This is a genomic window from Mesoterricola sediminis, assembly GCF_030295425.1.
In the GTDB taxonomy this organism is placed as follows: domain Bacteria; phylum Acidobacteriota; class Holophagae; order Holophagales; family Holophagaceae; genus Mesoterricola; species Mesoterricola sediminis.
Genome location: NZ_AP027081.1, coordinates 1024991 through 1044770, shown reverse-complemented (window position 1 = coordinate 1044770; position 19780 = coordinate 1024991). Strand labels below are relative to the sequence as shown.

Annotated in this window: 17 protein-coding genes; 6 read left to right on the top strand and 11 right to left on the bottom strand. The window is 71.3% G+C overall.

Features of this window, described 5'->3' with window-relative positions:
- Positions 1-236: 236 nt before the first annotated feature.
- Positions 237-1088 carry a proline dehydrogenase family protein gene (locus R2J75_RS04485; protein ID WP_316411155.1) on the top strand — a complete coding sequence of 284 codons (852 nt, stop codon included), beginning with the start codon at positions 237-239 and terminating at the stop codon, positions 1086-1088.
- Positions 1085-2143: a lipid II:glycine glycyltransferase FemX gene (locus R2J75_RS04480; RefSeq protein ID WP_243329424.1), complete on the top strand. Its 1059-nt coding sequence runs from the start codon at positions 1085-1087 to the stop codon at positions 2141-2143. The genes R2J75_RS04485 and R2J75_RS04480 overlap by 4 nt, the downstream gene beginning before the upstream one ends.
- On the opposite strand, the gene R2J75_RS04475 is transcribed toward R2J75_RS04480, so the two are convergent.
- Positions 2113-2793, bottom strand: coding sequence for a sugar transferase (locus R2J75_RS04475; RefSeq protein ID WP_394365875.1), 681 nt, complete (start codon positions 2791-2793; stop codon positions 2113-2115). The genes R2J75_RS04480 and R2J75_RS04475 overlap by 31 nt on opposite strands.
- Positions 2794-2933: 140 nt before the next feature.
- Between R2J75_RS04475 and R2J75_RS04470 the strand changes: the two genes are divergently transcribed.
- The gene (locus tag R2J75_RS04470) at positions 2934-3974 is read left to right on the top strand and encodes a GNAT family N-acetyltransferase (RefSeq protein WP_243329421.1); all 1041 of its coding nucleotides are present in this window, start codon (positions 2934-2936) and stop codon (positions 3972-3974) included.
- 56 nt (positions 3975-4030) lie between these two features.
- On the top strand, positions 4031-4270 hold the full coding sequence (locus tag R2J75_RS04465; protein ID WP_243329419.1) for a PqqD family peptide modification chaperone: 240 nt from the start codon (positions 4031-4033) through the stop codon (positions 4268-4270).
- Between the two features lie 10 nt (positions 4271-4280).
- Here R2J75_RS04465 and R2J75_RS04460 read toward each other — a convergent pair whose 3' ends face one another.
- From R2J75_RS04460 to mltG, 4 genes are read right to left on the bottom strand one after another with little or no spacing between them, the layout of a single operon-like run.
- A complete protein-coding gene (locus R2J75_RS04460) occupies positions 4281-5483 on the bottom strand; it encodes a nucleotidyltransferase domain-containing protein (protein ID WP_316411153.1) in 1203 nt (400 codons plus the stop codon).
- Positions 5484-5496: 13 nt separating this feature from the next.
- Entirely contained in the window at positions 5497-6015 is a 519-nt protein-coding gene (locus R2J75_RS04455; RefSeq protein WP_243346636.1) for a hypothetical protein, read from the bottom strand.
- A gap of 21 nt (positions 6016-6036) precedes the next feature.
- Entirely contained in the window at positions 6037-6771 is a 735-nt protein-coding gene (locus R2J75_RS04450) for a TlyA family RNA methyltransferase (protein WP_243329413.1), read from the bottom strand.
- Positions 6764-7780: an endolytic transglycosylase MltG gene (gene mltG / locus R2J75_RS04445; RefSeq protein WP_243329411.1), complete on the bottom strand. Its 1017-nt coding sequence runs from the start codon at positions 7778-7780 to the stop codon at positions 6764-6766. Before mltG ends, R2J75_RS04450 begins: the two co-directional genes overlap by 8 nt.
- 73 nt (positions 7781-7853) lie before the next feature.
- Between mltG and R2J75_RS04440 the strand changes: the two genes are divergently transcribed.
- On the top strand, positions 7854-9308 hold the full coding sequence (locus tag R2J75_RS04440; protein ID WP_243329409.1) for an APC family permease: 1455 nt from the start codon (positions 7854-7856) through the stop codon (positions 9306-9308).
- On the opposite strand, the gene rapZ is transcribed toward R2J75_RS04440, so the two are convergent.
- Both rapZ and secA read right to left on the bottom strand, forming a co-directional pair.
- Positions 9280-10134: an RNase adapter RapZ gene (gene rapZ, locus R2J75_RS04435; RefSeq protein WP_243329407.1), complete on the bottom strand. Its 855-nt coding sequence runs from the start codon at positions 10132-10134 to the stop codon at positions 9280-9282. The genes R2J75_RS04440 and rapZ overlap by 29 nt on opposite strands.
- Positions 10135-10233: 99 nt before the next feature.
- Positions 10234-12879, bottom strand: a complete 2646-nt coding sequence (gene secA, locus R2J75_RS04430) for a preprotein translocase subunit SecA (protein WP_243329405.1) — start codon at positions 12877-12879, stop codon at positions 10234-10236.
- A gap of 153 nt (positions 12880-13032) precedes the next feature.
- Here secA and ndk point away from each other — a divergent pair, with 153 nt between their 5' ends.
- Positions 13033-13452 (top strand): nucleoside-diphosphate kinase, encoded by a 420-nt coding sequence (gene ndk, locus R2J75_RS04425; RefSeq protein ID WP_243346637.1) that lies wholly within the window; start codon positions 13033-13035, stop codon positions 13450-13452.
- 142 nt (positions 13453-13594) lie between these two features.
- On the opposite strand, the gene R2J75_RS04420 is transcribed toward ndk, so the two are convergent.
- From R2J75_RS04420 to pgsA, 4 genes are read right to left on the bottom strand one after another with little or no spacing between them, the layout of a single operon-like run.
- Positions 13595-14209, bottom strand: a complete 615-nt coding sequence (locus R2J75_RS04420) for a response regulator (RefSeq protein WP_243329401.1) — start codon at positions 14207-14209, stop codon at positions 13595-13597.
- Between the two features lie 54 nt (positions 14210-14263).
- Positions 14264-18175 (bottom strand): hybrid sensor histidine kinase/response regulator, encoded by a 3912-nt coding sequence (locus tag R2J75_RS04415; RefSeq protein WP_316411152.1) that lies wholly within the window; start codon positions 18173-18175, stop codon positions 14264-14266.
- Positions 18172-19215 (bottom strand): AI-2E family transporter, encoded by a 1044-nt coding sequence (locus R2J75_RS04410; protein ID WP_243329397.1) that lies wholly within the window; start codon positions 19213-19215, stop codon positions 18172-18174. The genes R2J75_RS04415 and R2J75_RS04410 overlap by 4 nt, the downstream gene beginning before the upstream one ends.
- A complete protein-coding gene (pgsA, locus tag R2J75_RS04405; protein WP_243329394.1) occupies positions 19212-19775 on the bottom strand; it encodes a CDP-diacylglycerol--glycerol-3-phosphate 3-phosphatidyltransferase in 564 nt (187 codons plus the stop codon). The genes R2J75_RS04410 and pgsA overlap by 4 nt, the downstream gene beginning before the upstream one ends.
- Positions 19776-19780 lie beyond the last annotated feature (5 nt).

Sequence of the window (19780 nt, the reverse complement as noted above, 5' to 3'; positions counted from 1 at the left end):
AAAAGGGCCTCGGGTGCTTCGAGAAAGATCAACCGAGCGATCCGGGACCCGATCCACCTTCCGCCGGGGAGTTCGACTGGCGGCTCATGACCCCGACCTGGAAATAATGGATGCAACCCCGTGCCATCCCTGCCATGGTGGTTTTGCCGATCACACAAGCGACCAGTGGAGGATCCAGGGTGTTCCGAACGTTGGTGTCGAGGTTCGCCCGCCAACCTTGGCTTCGCAAATTCGCCATGAGCACGCCCTTCCTCCGGGATCTCGCCTGGCGGTTCGTGGCCGGGGAGAACCTGGAGGCGGGGCTCGCGGCCGTGCGGACCCTGAACGCCCAGGGGATCGCTGGCACCCTCAACGTCATCGGCACCCACGTGCGTGACCGGGCGGAGGCGGAGGCCGCCGCCGGCCGCGTCATCGCCTGCGTCCAGGCCATCCGCGCCGAAGGCCTGGACGCCCACCTCTCCCTCAAGCTCACCCAGATCGGCCTGGACGTGGACCTGGACCTGGCCCGGCAGCAGCTCGCCCGGATCCTCGACGCGGCCCGGGAGGCCCAGGTCTTCGTGCGGGTGGACATGGAGGAGTCGGCCTACGTGGACGCGACCCTGGACCTGGTGGAGGCGGCCCTGGCGTCCCACCCGGGCGGCGTCGGCGTCGTGCTCCAGTCCTACCTCAAGCGCAATCCCGCCGACCTCGAGCGGATGCTCGGCGCCGGGGCGGGCATCCGCCTCGTGAAGGGCGGCTACTGGGAGTCCCCGGAGGTGGCCCTGCGGAGCCGCCCCGAGGTGGACCGGGCCTTCCTCGCCGACCTGGAGACGATCCTGGTCCGGGGCGGGGCCCTGGCGCTGGCGAGCCACGACCCGGCCGCGATCGAACGGGCCATCGAGGTCGCGGCCCGGGCGGGACGCGATCCCCGCAGCTTCGAATTCCAGCTCCTCTACGGCGTCAAGCCTGAGCTGGCGCGGTCCCTGGTCGCCCGGGGCTTCCGGGTGCGGGCCTACGTGCCCTTCGGCACCCACTGGTACGAATACGTCCTGGGCTGCATCCGCCAGGACCCCGCCGCGGCCCTGGGCCCCAAGGGAGGGCTCCGGTGACCTGGCGCGTGTTGACCACCCGGGACGAGGCCGCCTGGCGCGAGGCCCTGCCCGCCTCCGTCAGCGTGCTGGGCTCGCTGGAGTACGTGCGGCTCCAGGAGCGGTACTTCGGGCAGGTGGGGCGGCTCTTCGTGATGCCCTGCCCCGGCGGCCACGTGGCCTACCCCTGCTTCCTCCGGTCCGTGGAACCCCAGGCGGGCGCCGCCACGCCCCCCCTCTGGGACACGACCACGCCGGAGTACACGGGCCCCATCCTCGTGGGCACGACGACGGGACCCGAGCCCGGGGCCTTCCAGGCCGCCTTCGACGCCTGGTGCGACCAGGAAGGGATCGTGGCGGAGTTCGCCCACCTGAACCCCTGGCAGGCCCAGGAGGACCTCCTCCCCGCCGAGGGCCTCCGGGTGAACCGCGAACTGGTCTACATCGATCTCACCCTGGGCGAGGCCGCCCTCTGGAGCCAGTCCCTCTCCTCGGACACCCGGCGCCAGACGCGCCAGGCCATGGAGGCGGGGGTGGAGGTCCGGCAGGCCGAGACCGACGCGGACGTGCTGGCCTTCCACGCCCTCCACCACGAAACCATGGTGCGGCGGGCGGCCCTGGACCGGTACTACCTCCCCCCGGACTACTTCCTGGAGATCCACCGGACCCTGGGGCCCCACGCCTTCACCCTCCTGGCCGAGCACGAGGGCCGCGTGGTCGCCGGGGGCCTCTACTTCCAGGACGACGCCAACGTCTACTGGCACCTGTCGGCCGCGGACCTGGACCAGGCCCGGGTGCGCCCCGTGAACGCCTACCACTTCGAGGCCATGAAGCGGTGCGCCCGGGAGGGCCGGCGCCGGCTCCTCTGCGGCGGCGGCTACCAGCCCGGCGACGGCATCTTCCGCTTCAAGGCCGGGTTCTCCCCCCTGCGGGTGATCTTCAGCGTCTTCCAGCGCATCCACGACCCGGCCCGGTACCAGGCGTGCGTGGACGCCTGGGCGGAAGCCCACCCGGGCCAGCGCCCGGCGGACGGCTACTTCCCCGCCTACCGGTCCCTGCCGGCCCCCGCGCCCTGATCGTCCCCGCGGCCCAGGTCCATCATCTCCTCGTAGGTCTCGGCCACGATGACCCCCCGGCTCGAGAGCACCCGCGGCAGGGTGAGGGCCAGGATCTTGAGGTCCAGGAGGAAGCTCTGGTGGTCCACGTACCACACGTCCAGCTCGACCCGGCGGCTGAGCTTGATGACGTTGCGCCCGTTGATCTGGGCCCACCCCGTGATGCCCGGGAGCGCGTGGTGCCGCCGGGCCTGTTCGGGGGTGTAGAGAGGCAGGTACTGCATGAGGAGGGGCCGGGGTCCCACGAGGCTCATGTCCCCTTTGAGCACATTCAGCAGCTCGGGCAGCTCATCCAGGCTGCTGGATCGCAGAATGCTGCCGAAACGCCCCAGGCGCTGGGCGTCGGGCAGGAGCTCTCCATCGGATCCCCGCTCATCGCTCATGGAACGGAACTTGATCATCATAAAGGGCTTACCGCCGTACCCGGGCCGTTGCTGCCGGAAGAGCACGGGCGACCCCATTTTGAGGCGGACGAGGATCGCCGTGAGCACCCAGAACGGGGTCGTGAGGAGGAGCAGGAGGCCGGCGGCCGCCACGTCGAAAAGGCGCTTACCCACGACCCTGTAGAAGTTACGCGGGAGCGTGGCCGGGCTGGCTGAGGTTGTCTCCATGGAGATCCGCCTGAAAAGCCCCCAGCAACAGGGGCATGATTGGAAAATACCTCATATTAGACCCAATGAATCGGAAACCAACCCTCTATAATAATCCTCACCTTCCCTCGCCCTCCGCCCGACGTCTGACAGGACTGCCCTTGCGGATTCTCACCCCCCAGCGCGCCACCTTCCTCGCCGCCGACGATGTCCAGTGGCCGCGGGTGCTGGCCCAGTTGCCCCATGACTTCTTCCACACGCCCGCCTACCTGCGGGCCTGCGCGGAAACGGGCGAGGGCGACCCCCTGCTCTTCCTGGCCGAGGCCGGGGACGCGGGCTTCCTGGTCCCCCTGCTCCGCCAGCCCCTGGACGCCTTCGGCGAGCCCGGCCACTTCGACGCGGCCTCGCCCTACGGCTACCCGGGCCCCCTCGCCTGGGGCGATCCGGGCCCGGCGGCGGTCCAGGCGATGGACGAAGCCCTCCAGGCCGCCTTCCGAAGCGCCCGCATCGTCAACCTCTTCGCCCGGGCGAACCCCTTCCTCCCGACACCCGCCTGGGCCCGCGCCCTCCTGGGGGAGACCCGCGTGCACGGACCCGCGGTGTGGCTGGACCTCCAGGACGGGGAGGCTGGCCAGCGGGGCATGCAGCGGCGGCTGCGCACCACCATCCGGCACCTGGAGAAGCTGGGCTGCTCCGTGGTCTACGACGCCTGGGAGACCCTGCCCGCCGTCGTCGAGGCCTACCACGCCACCATGCGGCGGCGGGAGGCGCCGCCGGCCTACTTCTTCCCGGAGACCTGGTTCCAGCGTCTGCGCCAGGCCCCCGGCGGCGGCTTCCACCTGGCCACCAGCCTGGCCCCGGACGGGACGATCACGGGCGGCGCCTTCTTCACGGCGGTGGGCGGCCTGGTCCACTACTTCCTCACCGGCACCCGCGAGGAGGCCGCCGCCCTCTCGCCGGGCAAGCTCCTCATCGACGCCCTGCGCGCCTGGGGGGCGGCCCAGGGCCACCGGCTGCTCAACCTGGGCGGGGGGCTCGGCGCCCGCCAGGATTCCCTCTTCGCCTTCAAGCGCCTCTTCTCCCCGCTCACCGCGGAGTTCACCACCTTCCGGCGCGTGCTCATCCCCGAGGTCCACCACGCGCTCACCGGCTGCCCGCCGGAGGACGAGGCCGACTTCTTCCCCGCGTACCGCCGGGCCTGAGGCCGTTGCCAAAGCCAGGAGAGGGACGGAAGATGGACCACCAGCCCGGGAGCCCCATGACCTCAAGATCCGAGAAGCCCGTCGGCCGGGACCTGATGATCTACGATGCCGCCGAGGACGCGGTGCGCATCCTCAACCCCACGGCCCGGGTCGTGTACGAACTCCACCGGGAGGGCGCCGCCCCCGAGGCCATCGAGGCCGCCCTCCGGACGCGGTTCCGCATTCCGGACGGCCAGGATGTGGCCGCGGACGTGCGGCGGACCCTCGCCGATCTGGCGGCCCAGGGACTCGCCTGAGGCGGAAGGGTCAGCCCACCGCCCGGCGCACCAGGGTCCGCGCCAGGCGCCAGGCCTTCGCCCAGGGCCAGGCCAGCAGCAGGAGCGGGCGAGGCCGGCTGCGGCCGAAGGCCACCTCCAGCTTCCAGGGCGCGGGCAGGAACACCTCGCCCAGGTAGCGGACCCGGTTCCGCAGGCCCCGGACGCGCCGGATGGCGCCCAGGCCCGTCAGCCCCGGCAGGCCGGCCGGGACCACGGTCTGGACGGACAGGGCCGCGGCGAGGCGCGGGAAGGCCCCCCGGGCATCGTCCGGTCCCGGGCCGTCCCAGGCGGCGCCCAGGAGGCCGAAGACCTCCCGGCACCCGGCCTCCAGGCCCAGGCGCCGGGCCAGGGCGGCCAGGGCGGCCCGGTCCAGGGCCGGCCCCTCCCGGTGGAGGAGGGCCCCCAGGTCCGTGAACCAGTACAGGTGGACGGCGCCCTCCTCCAGGTGATGGGCCAGGTGGCTGGCCAGGTGGAGGACCAGGTGCTCCCGGCCAAGCCCCCGCTGGGGCACCCCGTCCAGGTCCCGGGTGCGGGCGCCGGCCCACAGGTCGGCCTGAAGCCACCCGTCGTCCCGGATCCCCTCCGCCAGGAGGTGGCGGTGGATCTCCACCCGGCACACGGACGGGAAGAACCAGGGCAGGCCGTGCCCGATCACCTCCTGGACGGAGGCGGGGACCTCCGCGGGGTCGCGGCGGCGGCCATCCGGGGAACGGAAGGCGCCCATGCCGGCGAGGATCGCCTCCAGGCCGGGGGCGTCCGCGGGCCGGACCAGGAGGTCCAGGTCGCCCATGGGCCGCAGGCCCAGGTCCCCGTAGAGGTCCGGCGCGAGCACCGAGCCCTTGAGGCAGAGGACCGGCACCCCCGCCGCCTCCGCCTTCGCCAGGATCTCCCGGAGGAGGGCGAAGCTCCGCAGGTTGCGCAGGGAGGTCTTCCGGTAGGCCGCTTCCAGCCGCGTCAGCACCTCCGCCGGCGCGGCCTCCGGCTGCGCGGCGAGGTGGTGGTGGAGGAGGGGCAGCGCCCCGAGGCGCTCCCCCCAGGCCAGGAGGTTCGCCCAGGGCAGGGCCGTCCGGGCCAGGGCGGCGAGACGGGTCGCGTCGCCCGGGGCGAGGTCCAGACGACCGGCCAGGAGCAGCAGCTCCCAGGCCTCCGGCGTCAGCGGCGGCAGGTGCTCGGGGGGCGCGGCCGGGACCATGGGGGCGGCCCCGTCACAGTTCCAGGCTGAACTCCATGAAGTCGAACCAGTGGCCGTGGCCCACCAGGGCGTCGATCTCCGCCTGGACGAGGGTCACGTGGCCGTCCTCGATGTCCAGGAACCGGTCGAAGAGGGGCCGGTGCCGGGGTTCCAGGCCGGCCACCATGCGCTGGTAGAAGGCGCTGGTGGTGCGCTCCAGCTCCAGGGCTTCCTTGAGGAATTCCAGTTCGGGGAACCCGCTCCCCGGCGGGGTCGCGGGCCGGGGCGCGGCCGCGGCCTTCTGGGCGGCCTCCGCCAGCTGGGACGGGGGCGGCAGCAGGGTGGGCACCTCCGCCGCGGTGACGGCGCCCGTGGTCTGCCATTCGGCCAGCCGCGATTCCAGGTGCTCCAGGTGGCCCTGCTCCTCCCGGGCGAGGATGGCGAAGATGCGCTTGCCGTGGGGATCCTCGGTCTGGCGCGAGGCGTTCGCGTAGTGGTCCCGGATGTTCCGCTCGTGCTCGATGGCCTGGGTGAGGGCTTGGCTGAGGTCCATGGGGGGTCTCCAGCCCCTAAGCTACACCCGCTTCAGGTGGAGAAGGAATTCCTTGTTCCCCTCGCCGCCGAGGATGGGGCTCTCGTCCCAGGCGACGGGCCGCAGCGGCGTCGCCTCGAAGAAGGCCTGGATCTCCGCCCGCACCCGGTCGTGGACGGCGGGGTCCCGCACGATGCCGCCCCCGCCCACATCGTCCCGCCCAGCCTCGAACTGGGGCTTCACGAGGAGGATGGCGTCGGCGCCGGGCGCCAGGCTCGGCAGGATCGGCGGTATGGCCAGGCGCAGGGAGATGAAGCTCAGGTCCGCCACCAGGAGGGAGCAGGGCTCCGGGATGGAGGCCGGATCCCAGAGGCGCAGGTTCACCTGCTCCATGGAGACCACCCGCGGATCGCTGCGCAGCTTCCAGTGGAGCTGGTTGGTGCCCACGTCCACCGCATAGACCCGCAGGGCCCCGCGCTGCAGGAGGCAGTCCGTGAACCCGCCCGTGGAGGCGCCCGCGTCGAAGGCCACCCGGCCGGCGGGATCCACCCGGAAGACCTCCAGCCCATGGGCCAGCTTGAGGCCCCCCCGGCTCACATAGGGCAGCGCCTCGCCCCGGAGGCGCAGGGGGGCCGCCTCGGCCACGAGGGTGCCCGCCTTGGTCACGGGGCGGTCGTCCACCAGCACGTCCCCGGCCATGATGCGGGCCGCGGCCCGGGCGCGGGTCTCCACGAGCCCCCGCTGGACCAGCAGGACATCCAGGCGCACCTTAGCCATGGGCGAGGGCCTTCTTCTGGCGGCGGATCTCCCGCCGGTAGGCCCCCACGTTGCGGTTGTGCTCCGAGAGGCTGGGGGCGAAGGCGTGCCCCCCCTTGCCGGTGGCCACGAAGAACAGGTCCTTGCCCAGGGAGGGCACCTTGGCCGCCTCGATGGCCGCCGGGCTGGGCACGGCGATGGGGGTGGGGGGCAGGCCCGCGCGGGTGTACGTGTTGAAGCGGCTCGTCCGGTGCAGGTCCTCGGCGGTGGGCGCGGTGTAGCGAAGGTCGCCGCTGAGCCACCGGGCGTACAGCGTGGTCGGGTCGCACTGGAGGCGCATGCCGATGCGCAGGCGCTGGGCGTACACCCCGGCCACCTTCGGCAGCTCGGTTGGCACCCGGGTCTCCTTTTCCGCCAGGCTGGCGAGAATGAGCGTTTCGTAAGGCGGCAGGGCCCCCCCGTCCAGGGAGGGCAGCACCTTGTCCCGGAAGGCCTCCACGAGGGTCAGCAGGATCTCCTCCGGCTCCATGGCGTGGTGGAGCTTGTAGGTGGCCGGCGCCACGAGCCCCTCCAGGCTCTCGGCGTCGGGGAACCCGGCGGTCTTGGCCAGCCGGGGGCTCTTCCAGAGGGTCCAGAACACGTCCTCGGGCATGAAGCTCTTCAGGCGGGCCTGGAGCATCCAGGCGTGGGCGCCCACGGGGACGACCAGGTTCGTGTAGTGGATATCGGCCCGTTTCAACTTGTTGGCCACATCGGACAGGCTCGCCCCCGGCTCGAGGGTGTACTCGCCCCGGATGAGCTGCAGCTTGCGCGCCCGGGCCCAGAGCTTGAAGAGGGCGGCGTTGCGGATCAGGCCCTCCCGCTCCATCTGGTCCGCCAGGGCGTCCACCGTGGCCCCCCGCTTCACCAGCAGGGTGGCCTGGGCGGTGAGGGGCCCCCGCCCCTTCCACATCCAGAGCCCCGACAGGGGGATCAGGGCGAGGAGCAGGGTGGCGGCGGCGAGCCGGAGCGAGGTGCGGGACTTGGCCATGATTCCAGACTAATGGGACGCGGGGATTCCTGGAACCCGAAGGGTCGCGGGCGCAGGTGCTAATGAGGTGCTAATGAATTACGCCCCCCTCCGCACCATCGGTCCTTTCTCCGCCACCATGCTGATCGCCGGCTCCATGATCGGCAGCGGCATCTTCATCGTGCCGGCTGAGATCCTGCGGATCGGCGGATCCGGCGGCTTCCTCCTCCTGGCCTGGACCCTCACCGCGGCCCTCACCCTCCTGGGCGCCCATGCCTTCTCCGAGCTGGCGGGCCTCTTCCCCCGGGGCGGCGGGCAGTTCGTCTACCTGCGGGAGGCCTGGGGCCGTCCCGTGGCCTTCCTGTACGGCTGGACCATGTTCCTCATCATCGAGTGCGGGAGCCTGGCGGCCGTGGCCATGGCCTTCGGCAAGTTCCTGGGGGCCGTGGTGCCGGCCGTGAACGAGCACCGGTTCCTCGTGGGCCCCTTCGAGACCGGCCCGCTCCACCTGGGGCCCCTCACCATCGGTCCCTACGTCCTCGGCCTGACCCCGGCCCGCCTCGCCGCCATCCTCCTCCTGGGGGGCCTGGCCCTGCTCAACGCCCGGGGCACCCGGCTCGGGGTGGGGATCCAGAACGCCTTCACCGTGGCCAAGCTGGGGAGCCTGGCCGCCCTGGTCCTCTGCGGCCTGCTGGCCCCCGCCGTGCCGCCGGCCGTGGCCGCGGCCCCCGTCCAGGCGGCCCCCCTCCCCTTCTTCGCCGCCCTCCTGGTGGCCCAATGCGGCAGCCTCTTCGCCTGCGACGCCTGGAACAGCATCACCTTCATCGCCGGCGAGGTGCGGGAGCCCCGGCGCACCATCCCCCTCGCCCTCCTGGCGGGGCCCCTGATCGTCATGTCCCTGTACCTGCTGGCCAACGCCATCTACCTCCGGGTGCTGGGCCCCGTGGCCATCGCCGGCGCGCCCGGGGACCGGGTGGGCACCGCCGCCCTGGAGGCCATCCTGGGCCCCCACGGGGACCTCCTCATGGCCCTCGCCATCCTCGTGAGCACCGCCGGCTGCGCCAATGGCCTCAGCCTATCCGGCAGCCGCCTCTACCAGGCCATGGCCGAGGAGGGCCTGTTCTTCCCCGCAGCCGCCCGGCTGAACCGGGCCGGGGTGCCGGGGTGGGCCTTGGCCCTCCAGGCCGCCTGGGCCGCCCTCCTCACCCTCACGGGCAGCTTCACCCAGCTCGTGGAATTCTGCATGGCCGCCGCCCTGCTCTTCCACATGCTCACCGTGGCCGGCGTCTTCCGCCTCCGCCTGCGCCGGCCCGATCTTCACAGGCCCGTACGGATCTTCGCCTACCCCCTGCCCCCCCTCCTGTACCTGGCGGGCGGCGCCGCCGTCCTGGGCGCCCTGCTCCTGTGGCGCCCCTCGTACACCTGGCCCGGCATGGCCCTCGTGCTCCTGGGCCTCCCCGTCTACGTCGCCTTCCTCCGCCGCCCGGCCTCCGCCGCGCCGCTGGACGAAGGGAGCCGGCCTAGTCGCCGTTCAGCTCCCGGTGCGTGACCACGAGCTTGGGGATGTCCCGGCGCAACCGCTGGGCGAGCATCTCCACCAGGGCCACGCTGCGGTGCTGGCCGCCGGTGCAGCCGATGCTGATGGTGTGGTAGGCGCGGCCCTCCTGCTGGATGTAGGGCCAGGCCCACTGGACCCAGTTCTCCGCCAGGGCCAGGAAGGTCCCGAAGAGGTCCGACTTGAGCAGGAAGTCCTTCACGGCGCTGTCCTTCCCCGTCAGGGCCTTGAGTTCGGCCACGTAGTGGGGGTTGGGCAGGAAGCGGGCGTCCAGGATCATGTCGGATTCCTGGGGCACGCCGTGCTTGAAGCCGAAGCTGATGAGGCGCAGGGTCGTGCCCTCCACGGGCAGGTCCGGCAGCAGGTCGGCGATGCGCTTGCGCATCTGGCTGAGCGTCAGGTTGCTGGTGTCGATGATCGCCGTGGCCATGCCCCGCACGGGCGACAGCATCTCCCGTTCCCGGTGGATGGCCTCCAGGAGGCTGCCCTCCCGGGCCAGGAAGTGGGGGCGGCGGGATTCGGAGTAGCGGCGGAGCAGGGTCTCGTCGTCGGCCTCCACGAACACCACATAGACGGGAATGCTGCCGTCCAGGAGGCGCTCCACCAGGGGCGGCAACTCGTCCGCGAACTCCGGGTGCCGGTTGTCCATGCCCACGGCCAGCCGGGGCCGGCTCGGGTTGAGCTTGGCCTCCAGTTCCAGCAGCGGCTCAAGCAGACGAGCAGGAACGTTGTCCAGGGCCGTGCAGCCCGCGTCCTCCAGGGCGCTGAGCACCGAGCGTCTGCCCGCACCCGACATGCCAGTGACGATGACCAGTTCCATGGCCCTAGCAGAACATGAAGTCCCGGGATTTGTCAGGGGAAAACCCGCCGTACGCGGACAGCCGGGGCCCGTGGGCCCCGGCTGTCCAGGCGCGGTCGGCTATTCCTCGTCCAGGCCGCCGGCGGAGAAGCGCATGACGCGCTTGACCACGTCCCCGGGCAGGCCCATGTCCAGCAGGCCGCCCAGCTCGTCGGGGCCCAGTTCCTGGACCTCGGAGGGCTCGCGGAAGTAGCTGTCGTCGTCGGGGATGTAGGCGGGCTGAGGCTCGACGCGGTAGAGGTAGCTGATGATCTCGTCCTCGTACCCGAAGCGCATCTGCTCGAAGTACTCGTAGCTCTCGCGCTTGTACTCGACCAGGGGGTCCTTCTGGCCGTAGCCGCGGAAGCCGATGGCCTCCTTCAGGTGGTCCATGACCAGGAGGTGGCGCTTCCAGGCGGAATCGATGATCTGGAGGATGGCGACCCGCTCGTGCCAGCGGAGGACGTCCTCGCTGCCCAGGCGCCGTTCCTTCTCCTCGTAGGCCTCGGTGACGAGGGCGGAGAGCTTCTCCACCGCCTCCTCCTGGGAGAGGACGGCGATGGCGTCCAGGTCCACGCCCTGGAGGGCGTAGAGCTGCTCGAACCGCTCCTTGAAGCCGGCCACGTCCCGCTCGCCCTTGGCGGGGAGGTAGTCGTTGACGAGGCCCTCGACGATCTCGGTGGCCACGCGGAGCACGTATTCCTTCGTGTTGCCCTTGAGGATCTCGCAGCGCAGGCCGTAGAAGAAGATGCGCTGCTTGTTCATGACGTCGTCGTATTCGAGCAGGTGCTTGCGGATCTCGAAGTGGTGCGTCTCCACCCGCTTCTGGCTGCGCTCGATGGCGCGGGTCACCATGCCGGCCTCGATGGGCTCGTCGTCGTTCATGCCCAGGGTCGACATCATGTTCTTGATGCGGTCGCCCCCGAAGATGCGCATCAGGTCGTCTTCCAGGCTCAGGAAGAAGCGGCTGGAGCCGGGGTCGCCCTGGCGGCCGGCGCGGCCGCGGAGCTGGTTGTCGATGCGGCGGCTCTCGTGCCGCTCGGTGCCCAGGATGTGGAGGCCGCCGGCGGCGATGACCTCGGCCTTCTCGGCCTCGGTCTGCCGCGCCATCTCCTCGACGATGGCGAGGAACTCGGGCGTCTCGCGGCCATCCTCCTGGTAGAGTTCGACCCCGCGCTTCCGGGCCTCGATCTTGGCCAGGCCCTCGGGGTTGCCGCCCAGCAGGATGTCGGTGCCGCGGCCGGCCATGTTGGTGGCGATGGTCACGGCGCCCTTGCGTCCGGCCTGGGCGATGATGTCGGCCTCCTTGGCGTGGTGCTTGGCGTTCAGCACGACGTGGCGGATCTTGGCGACTTTGAGGGCCTCGCTGAGGTCCTCGCTGCTCTCGATGCTGGCCGTGCCCACGAGGATGGGCTGGCCCTTGGCGTTCAGCTCCTTGATCTCCTCGACGATGGCCTTCTTCTTGCCGTTCTTGGTCGAGTAGACGGTGTCGGCGAAGTCCGTGCGGACCATCGGCATGTTGGTGGGGACGATCACCACCTCGAGCTTGTAGATCTGCAGCAGCTCGCGGGCCTCGGTCTCGGCCGTGCCGGTCATGCCGGCCAGCTTCTCGTACATCCGGAAGAAGTTCTGGAAGGTCACCGTGGCCAGGGTCTGGTTCTCGGCGTTGACCTCCACGCCCTCCTTGGCCTCGATGGCCTGGTGGAGGCCGTTGGACCAGCGGCGGCCCGGCATCATGCGGCCGGTGAACTCGTCGACGATGACGACCTCGAGGCCCTTGCCGTCCTCCTTCTCCTTGATCATGTAGTCCACGTCCCGCTTGTACAGGTTGTGGGCCAGCAGGGCCTGGTTCAGGCCGTGGAGGGTCTCGATGGCGCTGGGGTCATAGAGGTTGGCGACGCCCAGGAGGGACTCGGCGTGCCGGATGCCCTCGTCGGTGAGGGTGACCTGCCGGTCCTTCTCGTCGACCTTGAAGTCGACCTCGGGCTTGAGCTTGGGGACGATGCCGTCGATCCGGAAGTACTTGGAGGTGTCCTCCTCGGAGCTGCCGGCGATGATCAGGGGGGTCCGGGCCTCGTCGATGAGGATGGAGTCCACCTCGTCCACGATGGCGAAGACGAAGCCGCGCTGGGTGAAGTCCTCCAGCGCCCACTTCATGTTGTCGCGCAGGTAGTCGAAGCCGATCTCGTTGTTGGTCGCGTAGGTGATGTCGCTGGCGTAGGCGGCGCGCCGCTCCTCGTCGGAGAGGCCGTGCTGGACGACGCCCACGGAGAGCCCCAGCCAGTTGTAGAGGCGGCCCATCCACTCGGCGTCTCGGCGGGCGAGGTAGTCGTTGACGGTCACCAGGTGGGCGCCCCGCCCGGCGAGGCCGTTCAAGTAGAGGGGGAGGGTGGCCGTGAGGGTCTTGCCCTCACCGGTGCGCATCTCCGCCACCTTGCCGGAATGGAGGACCATGCCGCCGATGAGCTGGACATCAAAGTGCCGCATGCGCAGCACCCGCCGGGAGGCCTCCCGCACCACGGCGAAGGCCTCGGGCAGGATGTCGTCCAGGGTGGCACCGCCCGCCAGCTTCTCCTTGAAGTAGGGGGTCTTGGCCTTCAGCTCGTCGTCGGAGAGCGCCCGGATCCCCGCCTCGAGGGCGTTGACCTCCTGGACCTTGGCCCAGAGGCGCTTCAGCTCGCGATCGTTCTTGGAGCCGATGAATTTTTTAAGGAGATTGTCAAGCATGCTGGATCCAGTTCCGTCAAACCATCCATTCTACTGGCATCGGTGGGAATTTCCCAGCCGGGGCTGTGAATTCATGGGGTGGGCCGCCCGCGGCGGGTCCCTTGTGGGACCGGGCCGGCCCGGGCACACTGGAGGATTGACCATGGAGTGCCAATGAGCATCGAGAGGACCTTCGCGATCATCAAGCCCAACGCCGTCCAGAACGGCAACATCGGCGAGATCATCACGGCCATTGAGAAGGACGGTTTCACCATCCGCGGCCTGCGCCTCACCCGCCTCACCCCCGCCATCTGCCAGGGCTTCTACGCCGAACACGTGGGCAAGGGTTTCTACCCCGAACTTGAGAATTTCATGACCGAGTCCCCCGTCGTCCTCCTGTGCCTGGAGCGCGAGAACGCCATCGCCCGCTGGCGGGAGGTCATGGGCGCCACCGATCCGGCCAAGGCCGCCGAGGGCACCCTCCGGAAGAAGTTCGGCGAGAGCATGGGCCGGAACGCCACCCACGGCTCCGATTCCCCCGCCTCCGCCGCCCGCGAAGTCGCCTACTTCTTCAACGCCTTCGACCTGGCCTGAGCCGGTCCCGCACCCCCGCGCCCGGATCCGCCGCCCCGCGGCGGGTCCGGGCGCGGGGGCGTTCGGGCGGAGGAAACGGGGATGCATGCGGCCACAACGATAAACATTTTATTCGTCCTGGCAAGCGGATGACGCCCGGGCCTCAGCTCGGATCCCCCATCTCGGGGTAGAGCGCCCGGCTGCACTCCGGGCAGATGCCGTGGGTGAAGTCCACGTCCGAGTGGGCCTCGATGTAGGTCTCGATCTGGTTCCAGTAGCCCTTGTCGTCGCGGATCTTCTTGCAGCGGGCGCAGATGGGGAGCATGCCGGAGAGGGTCCGCACCTGGGCCAGGGAGGCCTCCAGGCTGCGCCGCAGGTCCCGCTCCCGCTCAAGGGCGCGCTTCAACTGCACGTGGGTGGCCACCCGGGCCAGGAGCTCCCCGCCCCGGAAGGGCTTGGTCACGTAGTCCACGGCCCCCAGCCGGAACCCCTCCTGGAGGTCCTCCAGCTCGGCCTTGGCCGTGAGGAAGATGACCGGGATGTCGCGGAAGGCCTCGTCGGCCTTCAGGCGGCGGCACACCTCCAGGCCGTCCATGCCCGCCATCATGATGTCCAGGAGGATCAGGTCCGGCGGCTCGGCCTGGACCATGGCCAGCGCCTGGGCCCCATCCATGGCCATGGAGACCCGGTAGCCGGCCTTGTCCAGCAGGAGGGCCAGGACCTGCAGGTTCTTCGGCAGGTCGTCCACGATGAGGAGGTGGGCGGGGAGGTCGGGCATGGGACGCTCGGGGTTGAACCAGTCTAGCAGCCTCATGAGCGCCCGACGGCGCCTTCAGCGGAGGGCGGCGCGCAGGTCCTCCACCACGTCGGCGAACCGGCGGAAGGTGGTCGGCAGGTTCTCCATGTCGTAGGCCCGGGCCTGGTCCTGGACCCGGCCGGCCCAGGTCTGGAGGGCGGGCGATCCATGGCGGTCGCCGATGGCGGCGATGCGGACGGCGAAGGCGGCCATCCTATCGATGAAGAAAACATCCTTGAGCCGGGTCCATTCCGGCAGCTCGGCCTCGAGTTCGGCCAGGAGTTCGGGGGTGGAGGCGCCGGGGGAGGCTTCGGCCGGTTGCTCGTCAACCCTGGCCTCGGGCGGCGCCTCCAGGGGCAGGAACCGGGCCATCTCGGCCGCCAGGCGGGTCCGGCTCACCGGCTTGCGCAGGAAGCCGTCCACGCCGCTCGCCCAGATGGGCGCTTCATCGGTCACCGTGGTCGAGGCCGTGAGGAGGATGACCGGGATGGCCTGGAGGGCGGGGTCCGCCTTCAGGAGGCGGGTGGCCTCGAGGCCGTCCATGCCGGGCATGCGGAGGTCCATGAGGATCAGGTCCGGTCGCCCGGACGCCGCGGTCCGGAGGGCCTCCCCGCCGTCCGAGGCCTCCAGGAAGGTGAAGGGGCCCGGCTCGAAGAAGGCCTTGAGCAGGTCCCGGTTGGAGGGGACGTCATCCACCAGGAGGAGGGTGGCCGGCCGGAACGCGCCCCGGAAGGGACCCGTCGGCTCGCCGGCCACGGAGGCCTCGTCCGCGATGGGGAGGCCGAAGAGGCGCAGCGTGAAGGTGCTGCCCAGCGCCTCCGTGCTGGCCACCGTCAGGTTGCCGCCCATGAGCGCCGCCAGCCGGCGGCAGATGGCCAGGCCCAGGCCCGTGCCCCCGTAGCGCACCATGTCCTGGCCCCGGGCCTGGTGGAAGGGCTCGAAGATGGCCTCCAGCTGGTCCGCGGGGATGCCGATGCCCGTGTCCTCCACGTCGATCCGCAGGTCGAGGCAGTCGCCTTGCCGGGCCAGTTCCCGCAGGGAGACCCGGATGACGCCCTCCTCGGTGAACTTGACGGCGTTGCCCACGAGGTTGAAGAGGATCTGGCGCAGGTGCACGGGACTCAGCACCAGGTACGAGGGCAGGTCGGCGCCGGCCTCCACCTCCAGGCGGAGCCGCTTCTCCCGGCAGCGCAGCGTGAAGGCCCGGGCCACGTCCTCCAGGAGGGCCCGCACGTCCGTGGGCCGGTGCTCGGGCTCGACCCGCCCGGCCTCGATCTTGGAGAGGTCGAGGATGTCCCCGATGACGCCCAGGAGGGCCTTGCCCCCGGAGGCGATGGCCGCGAGGTGCTCCCGGTGCCGCGGTTCGGCCACCTCGTCCTGGAGGATCTCGGAATAGCCCAGGATGGCGTTGAGGGGGGTGCGGATCTCGTGGCTCATGTTGGCCAGGAACTCGCTCTTGGCCAGGGCCGCGGCCTCGGCGGCGGTCTTGGCCTGCTCCAGCTGGGCGGTTCGCCGACGGAGCTGGTCGGTCCTTTCGGCCACCTTGCGCATGAGGATCCGTTTGGCCTGGCGGCTGCGCCACAGGCTCAGGCGGATGAGGCCGCGGATCCCCGCCGCCACCAGGCCCGCGTAGGCCAGGTAGGCCCACCAGGACCGGTACCACGGGGGCAGGATCCGGAAGACCGCCTCCGCGGGCTCCGAGACCTGGCCCAGGGCCGTCACGGTCCGCACCTGGAAGCGGTACTTGCCCTCCCAGAGGTTCGTGTAGTCCCGCAGGGTCTCGGCGGTCGGGGCGGACCAGTCCCGGGCGTTGCCCACGAGGCGGACCTGGTACCGGAGGGAACCGTCCGGCGGCGCGGCCGGAGCCGCGAACTCGAAGCGGAGGTTGCGGTGGGCGTAGGGGATCCGGAAGGCCCCCTGCCAGAGCCCCGACCCGCCGAAGAGGAGGCCGCCGCCCTGGACGCTCACCTTCCGCACGAGGGGCGGCGCGGCCTCGGCCGGCTGCCGCTCGGCCTTGGGGTCGTAGCGGAACAGTCCGTCCGCCCCGCCCATCCACACGGTGCCATCCGGCTCCGCCAGCGCCCCCGCCAGGGTCGCGTCCCCGATGCGCCGCCAGGCGCCGGCCTCCAGCCGGAACCGGCCGTCCGGGCCTGGCACCGCGGCACCCGTGAGACGTTCGCCCGTGAGGTCGTTGTACAGGTGCATCCACAACCGACCATCCGGACCGCCCACCACCACCTCCGGATACCAGTCCCCGGGCGGCAGGGTCCCGGCGAACCGGGGGTCCGGCTCGAAGCGGCGGCTGAAGGCGTTGAACCGGTAGAACCCCTTGTGGGTCGCGAAGACCACGCCCGAGGGCAGGAGGTGGGGAAAATCGTGGGCCGGGCTCGGCAGGCCCTCGGCCTTGCCGAAGGCCTCCACCCGCAGCGGTTCCCGGCCCTCGCCGGGGATCACGTGGAAGGCCCCGGAGGCGTTGGTCCCGGCCCAGAGGGTGCCATCCTCCAGCCCCACCAGCGCGCGGACCTCGCCGGTCACGCCTGGGACCTGCCCCTCCCGGCGCCAGGTCCCGCCGCGCTCCCGGTACATCCACAGGCCCGCATGGGTGCCCGCGAACCAGAGCCCCGGCGTCCGGCGGCTGGCCACCAGGTCGAAGGTGTCGCGCTCGGCGCCGCCCTCGTACACCCGCCGAGCGCGCTCCAGTCCCACCTCGTACACGCCGTGGGCATTGCACGCGAGCAGGCGACCCCGGTCCTCCACCAGGCGCCACACGCGCCCCGTGGGGCCCTCCACCGGCCGGAAGCGCCACATGCCCCCGAAGGAGAGCTCCGGGAAGGCCTTGGCCTTGGGGTCGATGACGGCCCCCGGCGGGTCCTGGGGCACCTGGGTGCGGACCAGGCGGAAGAGCCCCTGGCTCGTGCCCGCGTAGAGGCTGCCCTTCCAGCGCTTCAGGCAGGACAGGGAGCCCAGGAGGCCCTGGTCCTCGCCGAAGGCCGTGAGCGGCCCCGGCCACTCCACCCGGGCCATGCCCCGGTTGGTGGCCGCCCAGAGGCGGGCCTGCCGGTCGGCGTACAGGCGGTTGAGGCTCTCGTCGGGGAGGCCGTTCCGGCGGTCCAGGTGGAGGAGGATGCGCCCCTGGCGGTCGAGGACGACGCAGCCGCCGTAGAGGCCGCCGATGGCCAGCGTGCCGTCCGGCAACAGGATGCCGGTGGAGATCACCATGCGCTTCAGGAGGGGATCCGCCTCCGTGGGGAAGGGTTCGAACCCGTGGCCGTCGAAGAGCAGGAGGCCGGACTTGCTGGTGCCGACCAGGATGCCCTGCCCCGCGCCCCAGGGGACCATGAAGTTGGCCTGCTCCTTGGGATCCGGCCAGCCCGGAAGCTGTTCCAGGCGGTCCTCGAGGATCTCCGCGGGCCCCCGGCCGATCTGGGAGATGTAGAGGCGCCCGCGCACCTTGAAGCCGAGCGTGAAGTTGGTCTCGCCGCGGATGACCCGGATGGTCTTCCCGTCGTACCGGAACAGGTGCCGGCGCGCCGCGAAGCAGGCCCCGCCCTCGAAGGGCAGCACGGTCCACGCGTCGCCGAAATCCCGGTCCCGGGGATCGAGCAGCTGCTCCAGGCCCACGAAGCGGGTCTGCCCCGTCCCGTCGGGCTCCAGGTACCCGAACTCGTTCTTGGCCCCGACCCACACCCGCCCGTGGCGGTCCGCCGCCACGTGCCGGGCCACGGTCCTCAGCCGGGTGGGGATCAGCCGCCACGTGGCGCCGTCATGCTCGAGGATGCCCAGGGTGTTGCCCGCGAACAGGAGCCCCCGCGGATCCTCGGCGAAGGCCCAGGCCTGGGCCGAACCGCCGTACTCCCGGGGCCGGTAGATCCTAGAGAAGGGCGCGCCCAGCTCCTGGGCGCCGAGGGCCGCGCAGGCCAGGAGGACGAGGACGGCCGCGCGCCTCACGGGGCCGCCGTGAACCAGGGATGGGACGTGTAGGCCTTCAGGGCGGCCTTCCCGGCCACCTTCAGCACGATGGTGAGGGGCACGGCGAAGACCAGGCCCGGGAACCCGAAGACGAAGCCGAAGCAGAGGATGCCCAGCAGGACCTCCAGCGGATGCAGCCCGCTGGCGCGCCCCACCCAGACCGGGGTGAGGTAGAGGGCCTCCACCTTCTGCACCAGCGTGAAGACCACGGCCACGGCCAGGAGCCGGCTCCCCCCCGCCCCGTCCGCGGCCGCGACCACCAGGGCCGCCGGCAGGGCGGTGATGTAGGGCGAGTAGGGGACCACGTTGGAGCACCCGGCCACGAGCCCCAGGAGCCAGGCGTAGGGGACCCCCGCCGCCGCGAATCCCACCGCCTGGAGGACGGACATGACCGCGGAGACCCCGAGCTGGCCCCGGATGTAGCCCCCGAGCCGGCCGTTGACGTCCTCCGCGAAGCGGCGCGCCGCGGCCAGGTGCCGGCGCGGCACCAGATCGTCCAGGGCCTGGTGGAGCCGGGGCCCCTCCAGCAGGAGGTAGTAGACGATGAGCGGGACCAGGATGAGGGTGATGGCGTCCAGCAGGACCCCCACCAGGCCCGCCCCGGCCGTGCCGGCCCCCTTGAGGACGGCCATGGGGTCGATGCCCTCCAGGGCGCTCCGGTACTTCGCCGCCACGGCCGGGTGGGCCTGGAGCCAGGGCAGGAACCGCCCCTCCGCCCGGGCCCGCAGATCGGGGAGCGCGTGGACGAGGCGCTCCACCTGGCCGTAGAGCACCGGCAGCACCGCCCAGAGCACCAGGATGAAGACGGCCAGGGAGACCAGGATCACCAGGACCGAGGCCAGGGACCGGCTCATGCGGCGCGAGAGGCGCGAGACGAGGGGTTCCAGCAGGTAGGTGAGCACCAGGGCCACGAAGAAGGGCGCCAGGGCCTCCCGGAGGAACCACAGCGCGGCCAGCGCCCCCGCCCCCGCCAGGGCGAACCCCAGGGGGATCCGGGCGCGGCCGTCCCGGCCGCTCAAGCCGGCTCCGAGCTTGCGTGCGTGGCCCGGAAGAAGTAGTGGATGCCCGAGGCGACCACCATGGCCGCGATCAGGTAGAAGACCCAGGGCACCAGGAACCGGTACCAGGGCCGGGGCCCCAGGTGGTTGAACAGGAGCGCCACGGAGATGGCCACCAGTTCCACGAACGTGGTGGCCTTGCCCAGGAGGCTGGGCATGAACTTGCTCGGGTCCAGGCGCTCGTAGGCCACCAGGGCCACCAGGGAGATGATGACGTCCCGGGAGATGGCCAGGATGGAGACCCAGGCGGGGATCCTCACCGCGTAGGTCTCCCGGGGGAAGGCCAGCATCACGAAGGCGGTGGTCATCAGCAGCTTGTCCGCGGCCGGGTCCAGGACCGCCCCGACCGTGGAGCGCTGGTTGAAGCGCCGCGCGATCCACCCGTCCAGGAGGTCCGTCATCCCCGCCGCGGCGAAGAGGAGGCAGGCCTCCGCGGTGCGGCCGTACCAGACCGCGATCGCGAAGAAGGGTACCGCGCAGATGCGCAGCAGCGTCAGGATGTTGGGGAAGGTCATCACCATGGGCG

Excerpts from the sequence above, each read along its gene's own strand:
- R2J75_RS04485 (WP_316411155.1), top strand. The coding sequence starts at position 237 with ATGAGCACGCCCTTCCTCCGGGATCTCGCCTGGCGGTTCGTGGCCGGG.
- R2J75_RS04475 (WP_394365875.1), bottom strand. The coding sequence starts at position 2,793 with ATGGAGACAACCTCAGCCAGCCCGGCCACGCTCCCGCGTAACTTCTAC.
- R2J75_RS04465 (WP_243329419.1), top strand. The coding sequence starts at position 4,031 with ATGACCTCAAGATCCGAGAAGCCCGTCGGCCGGGACCTGATGATCTAC.
- R2J75_RS04460 (WP_316411153.1), bottom strand. The coding sequence starts at position 5,483 with ATGGTCCCGGCCGCGCCCCCCGAGCACCTGCCGCCGCTGACGCCGGAG.
- R2J75_RS04455 (WP_243346636.1), bottom strand. The coding sequence starts at position 6,015 with ATGGACCTCAGCCAAGCCCTCACCCAGGCCATCGAGCACGAGCGGAAC.
- R2J75_RS04450 (WP_243329413.1), bottom strand. The coding sequence starts at position 6,771 with ATGGCTAAGGTGCGCCTGGATGTCCTGCTGGTCCAGCGGGGGCTCGTG.
- mltG (WP_243329411.1), bottom strand. The coding sequence starts at position 7,780 with ATGGCCAAGTCCCGCACCTCGCTCCGGCTCGCCGCCGCCACCCTGCTC.
- R2J75_RS04440 (WP_243329409.1), top strand. The coding sequence starts at position 7,854 with ATGAATTACGCCCCCCTCCGCACCATCGGTCCTTTCTCCGCCACCATG.
- rapZ (WP_243329407.1), bottom strand. The coding sequence starts at position 10,134 with ATGGAACTGGTCATCGTCACTGGCATGTCGGGTGCGGGCAGACGCTCG.
- secA (WP_243329405.1), bottom strand. The coding sequence starts at position 12,879 with ATGCTTGACAATCTCCTTAAAAAATTCATCGGCTCCAAGAACGATCGC.
- ndk (WP_243346637.1), top strand. The coding sequence starts at position 13,033 with ATGAGCATCGAGAGGACCTTCGCGATCATCAAGCCCAACGCCGTCCAG.
- R2J75_RS04420 (WP_243329401.1), bottom strand. The coding sequence starts at position 14,209 with ATGCCCGACCTCCCCGCCCACCTCCTCATCGTGGACGACCTGCCGAAG.
- pgsA (WP_243329394.1), bottom strand. The coding sequence starts at position 19,775 with ATGGTGATGACCTTCCCCAACATCCTGACGCTGCTGCGCATCTGCGCG.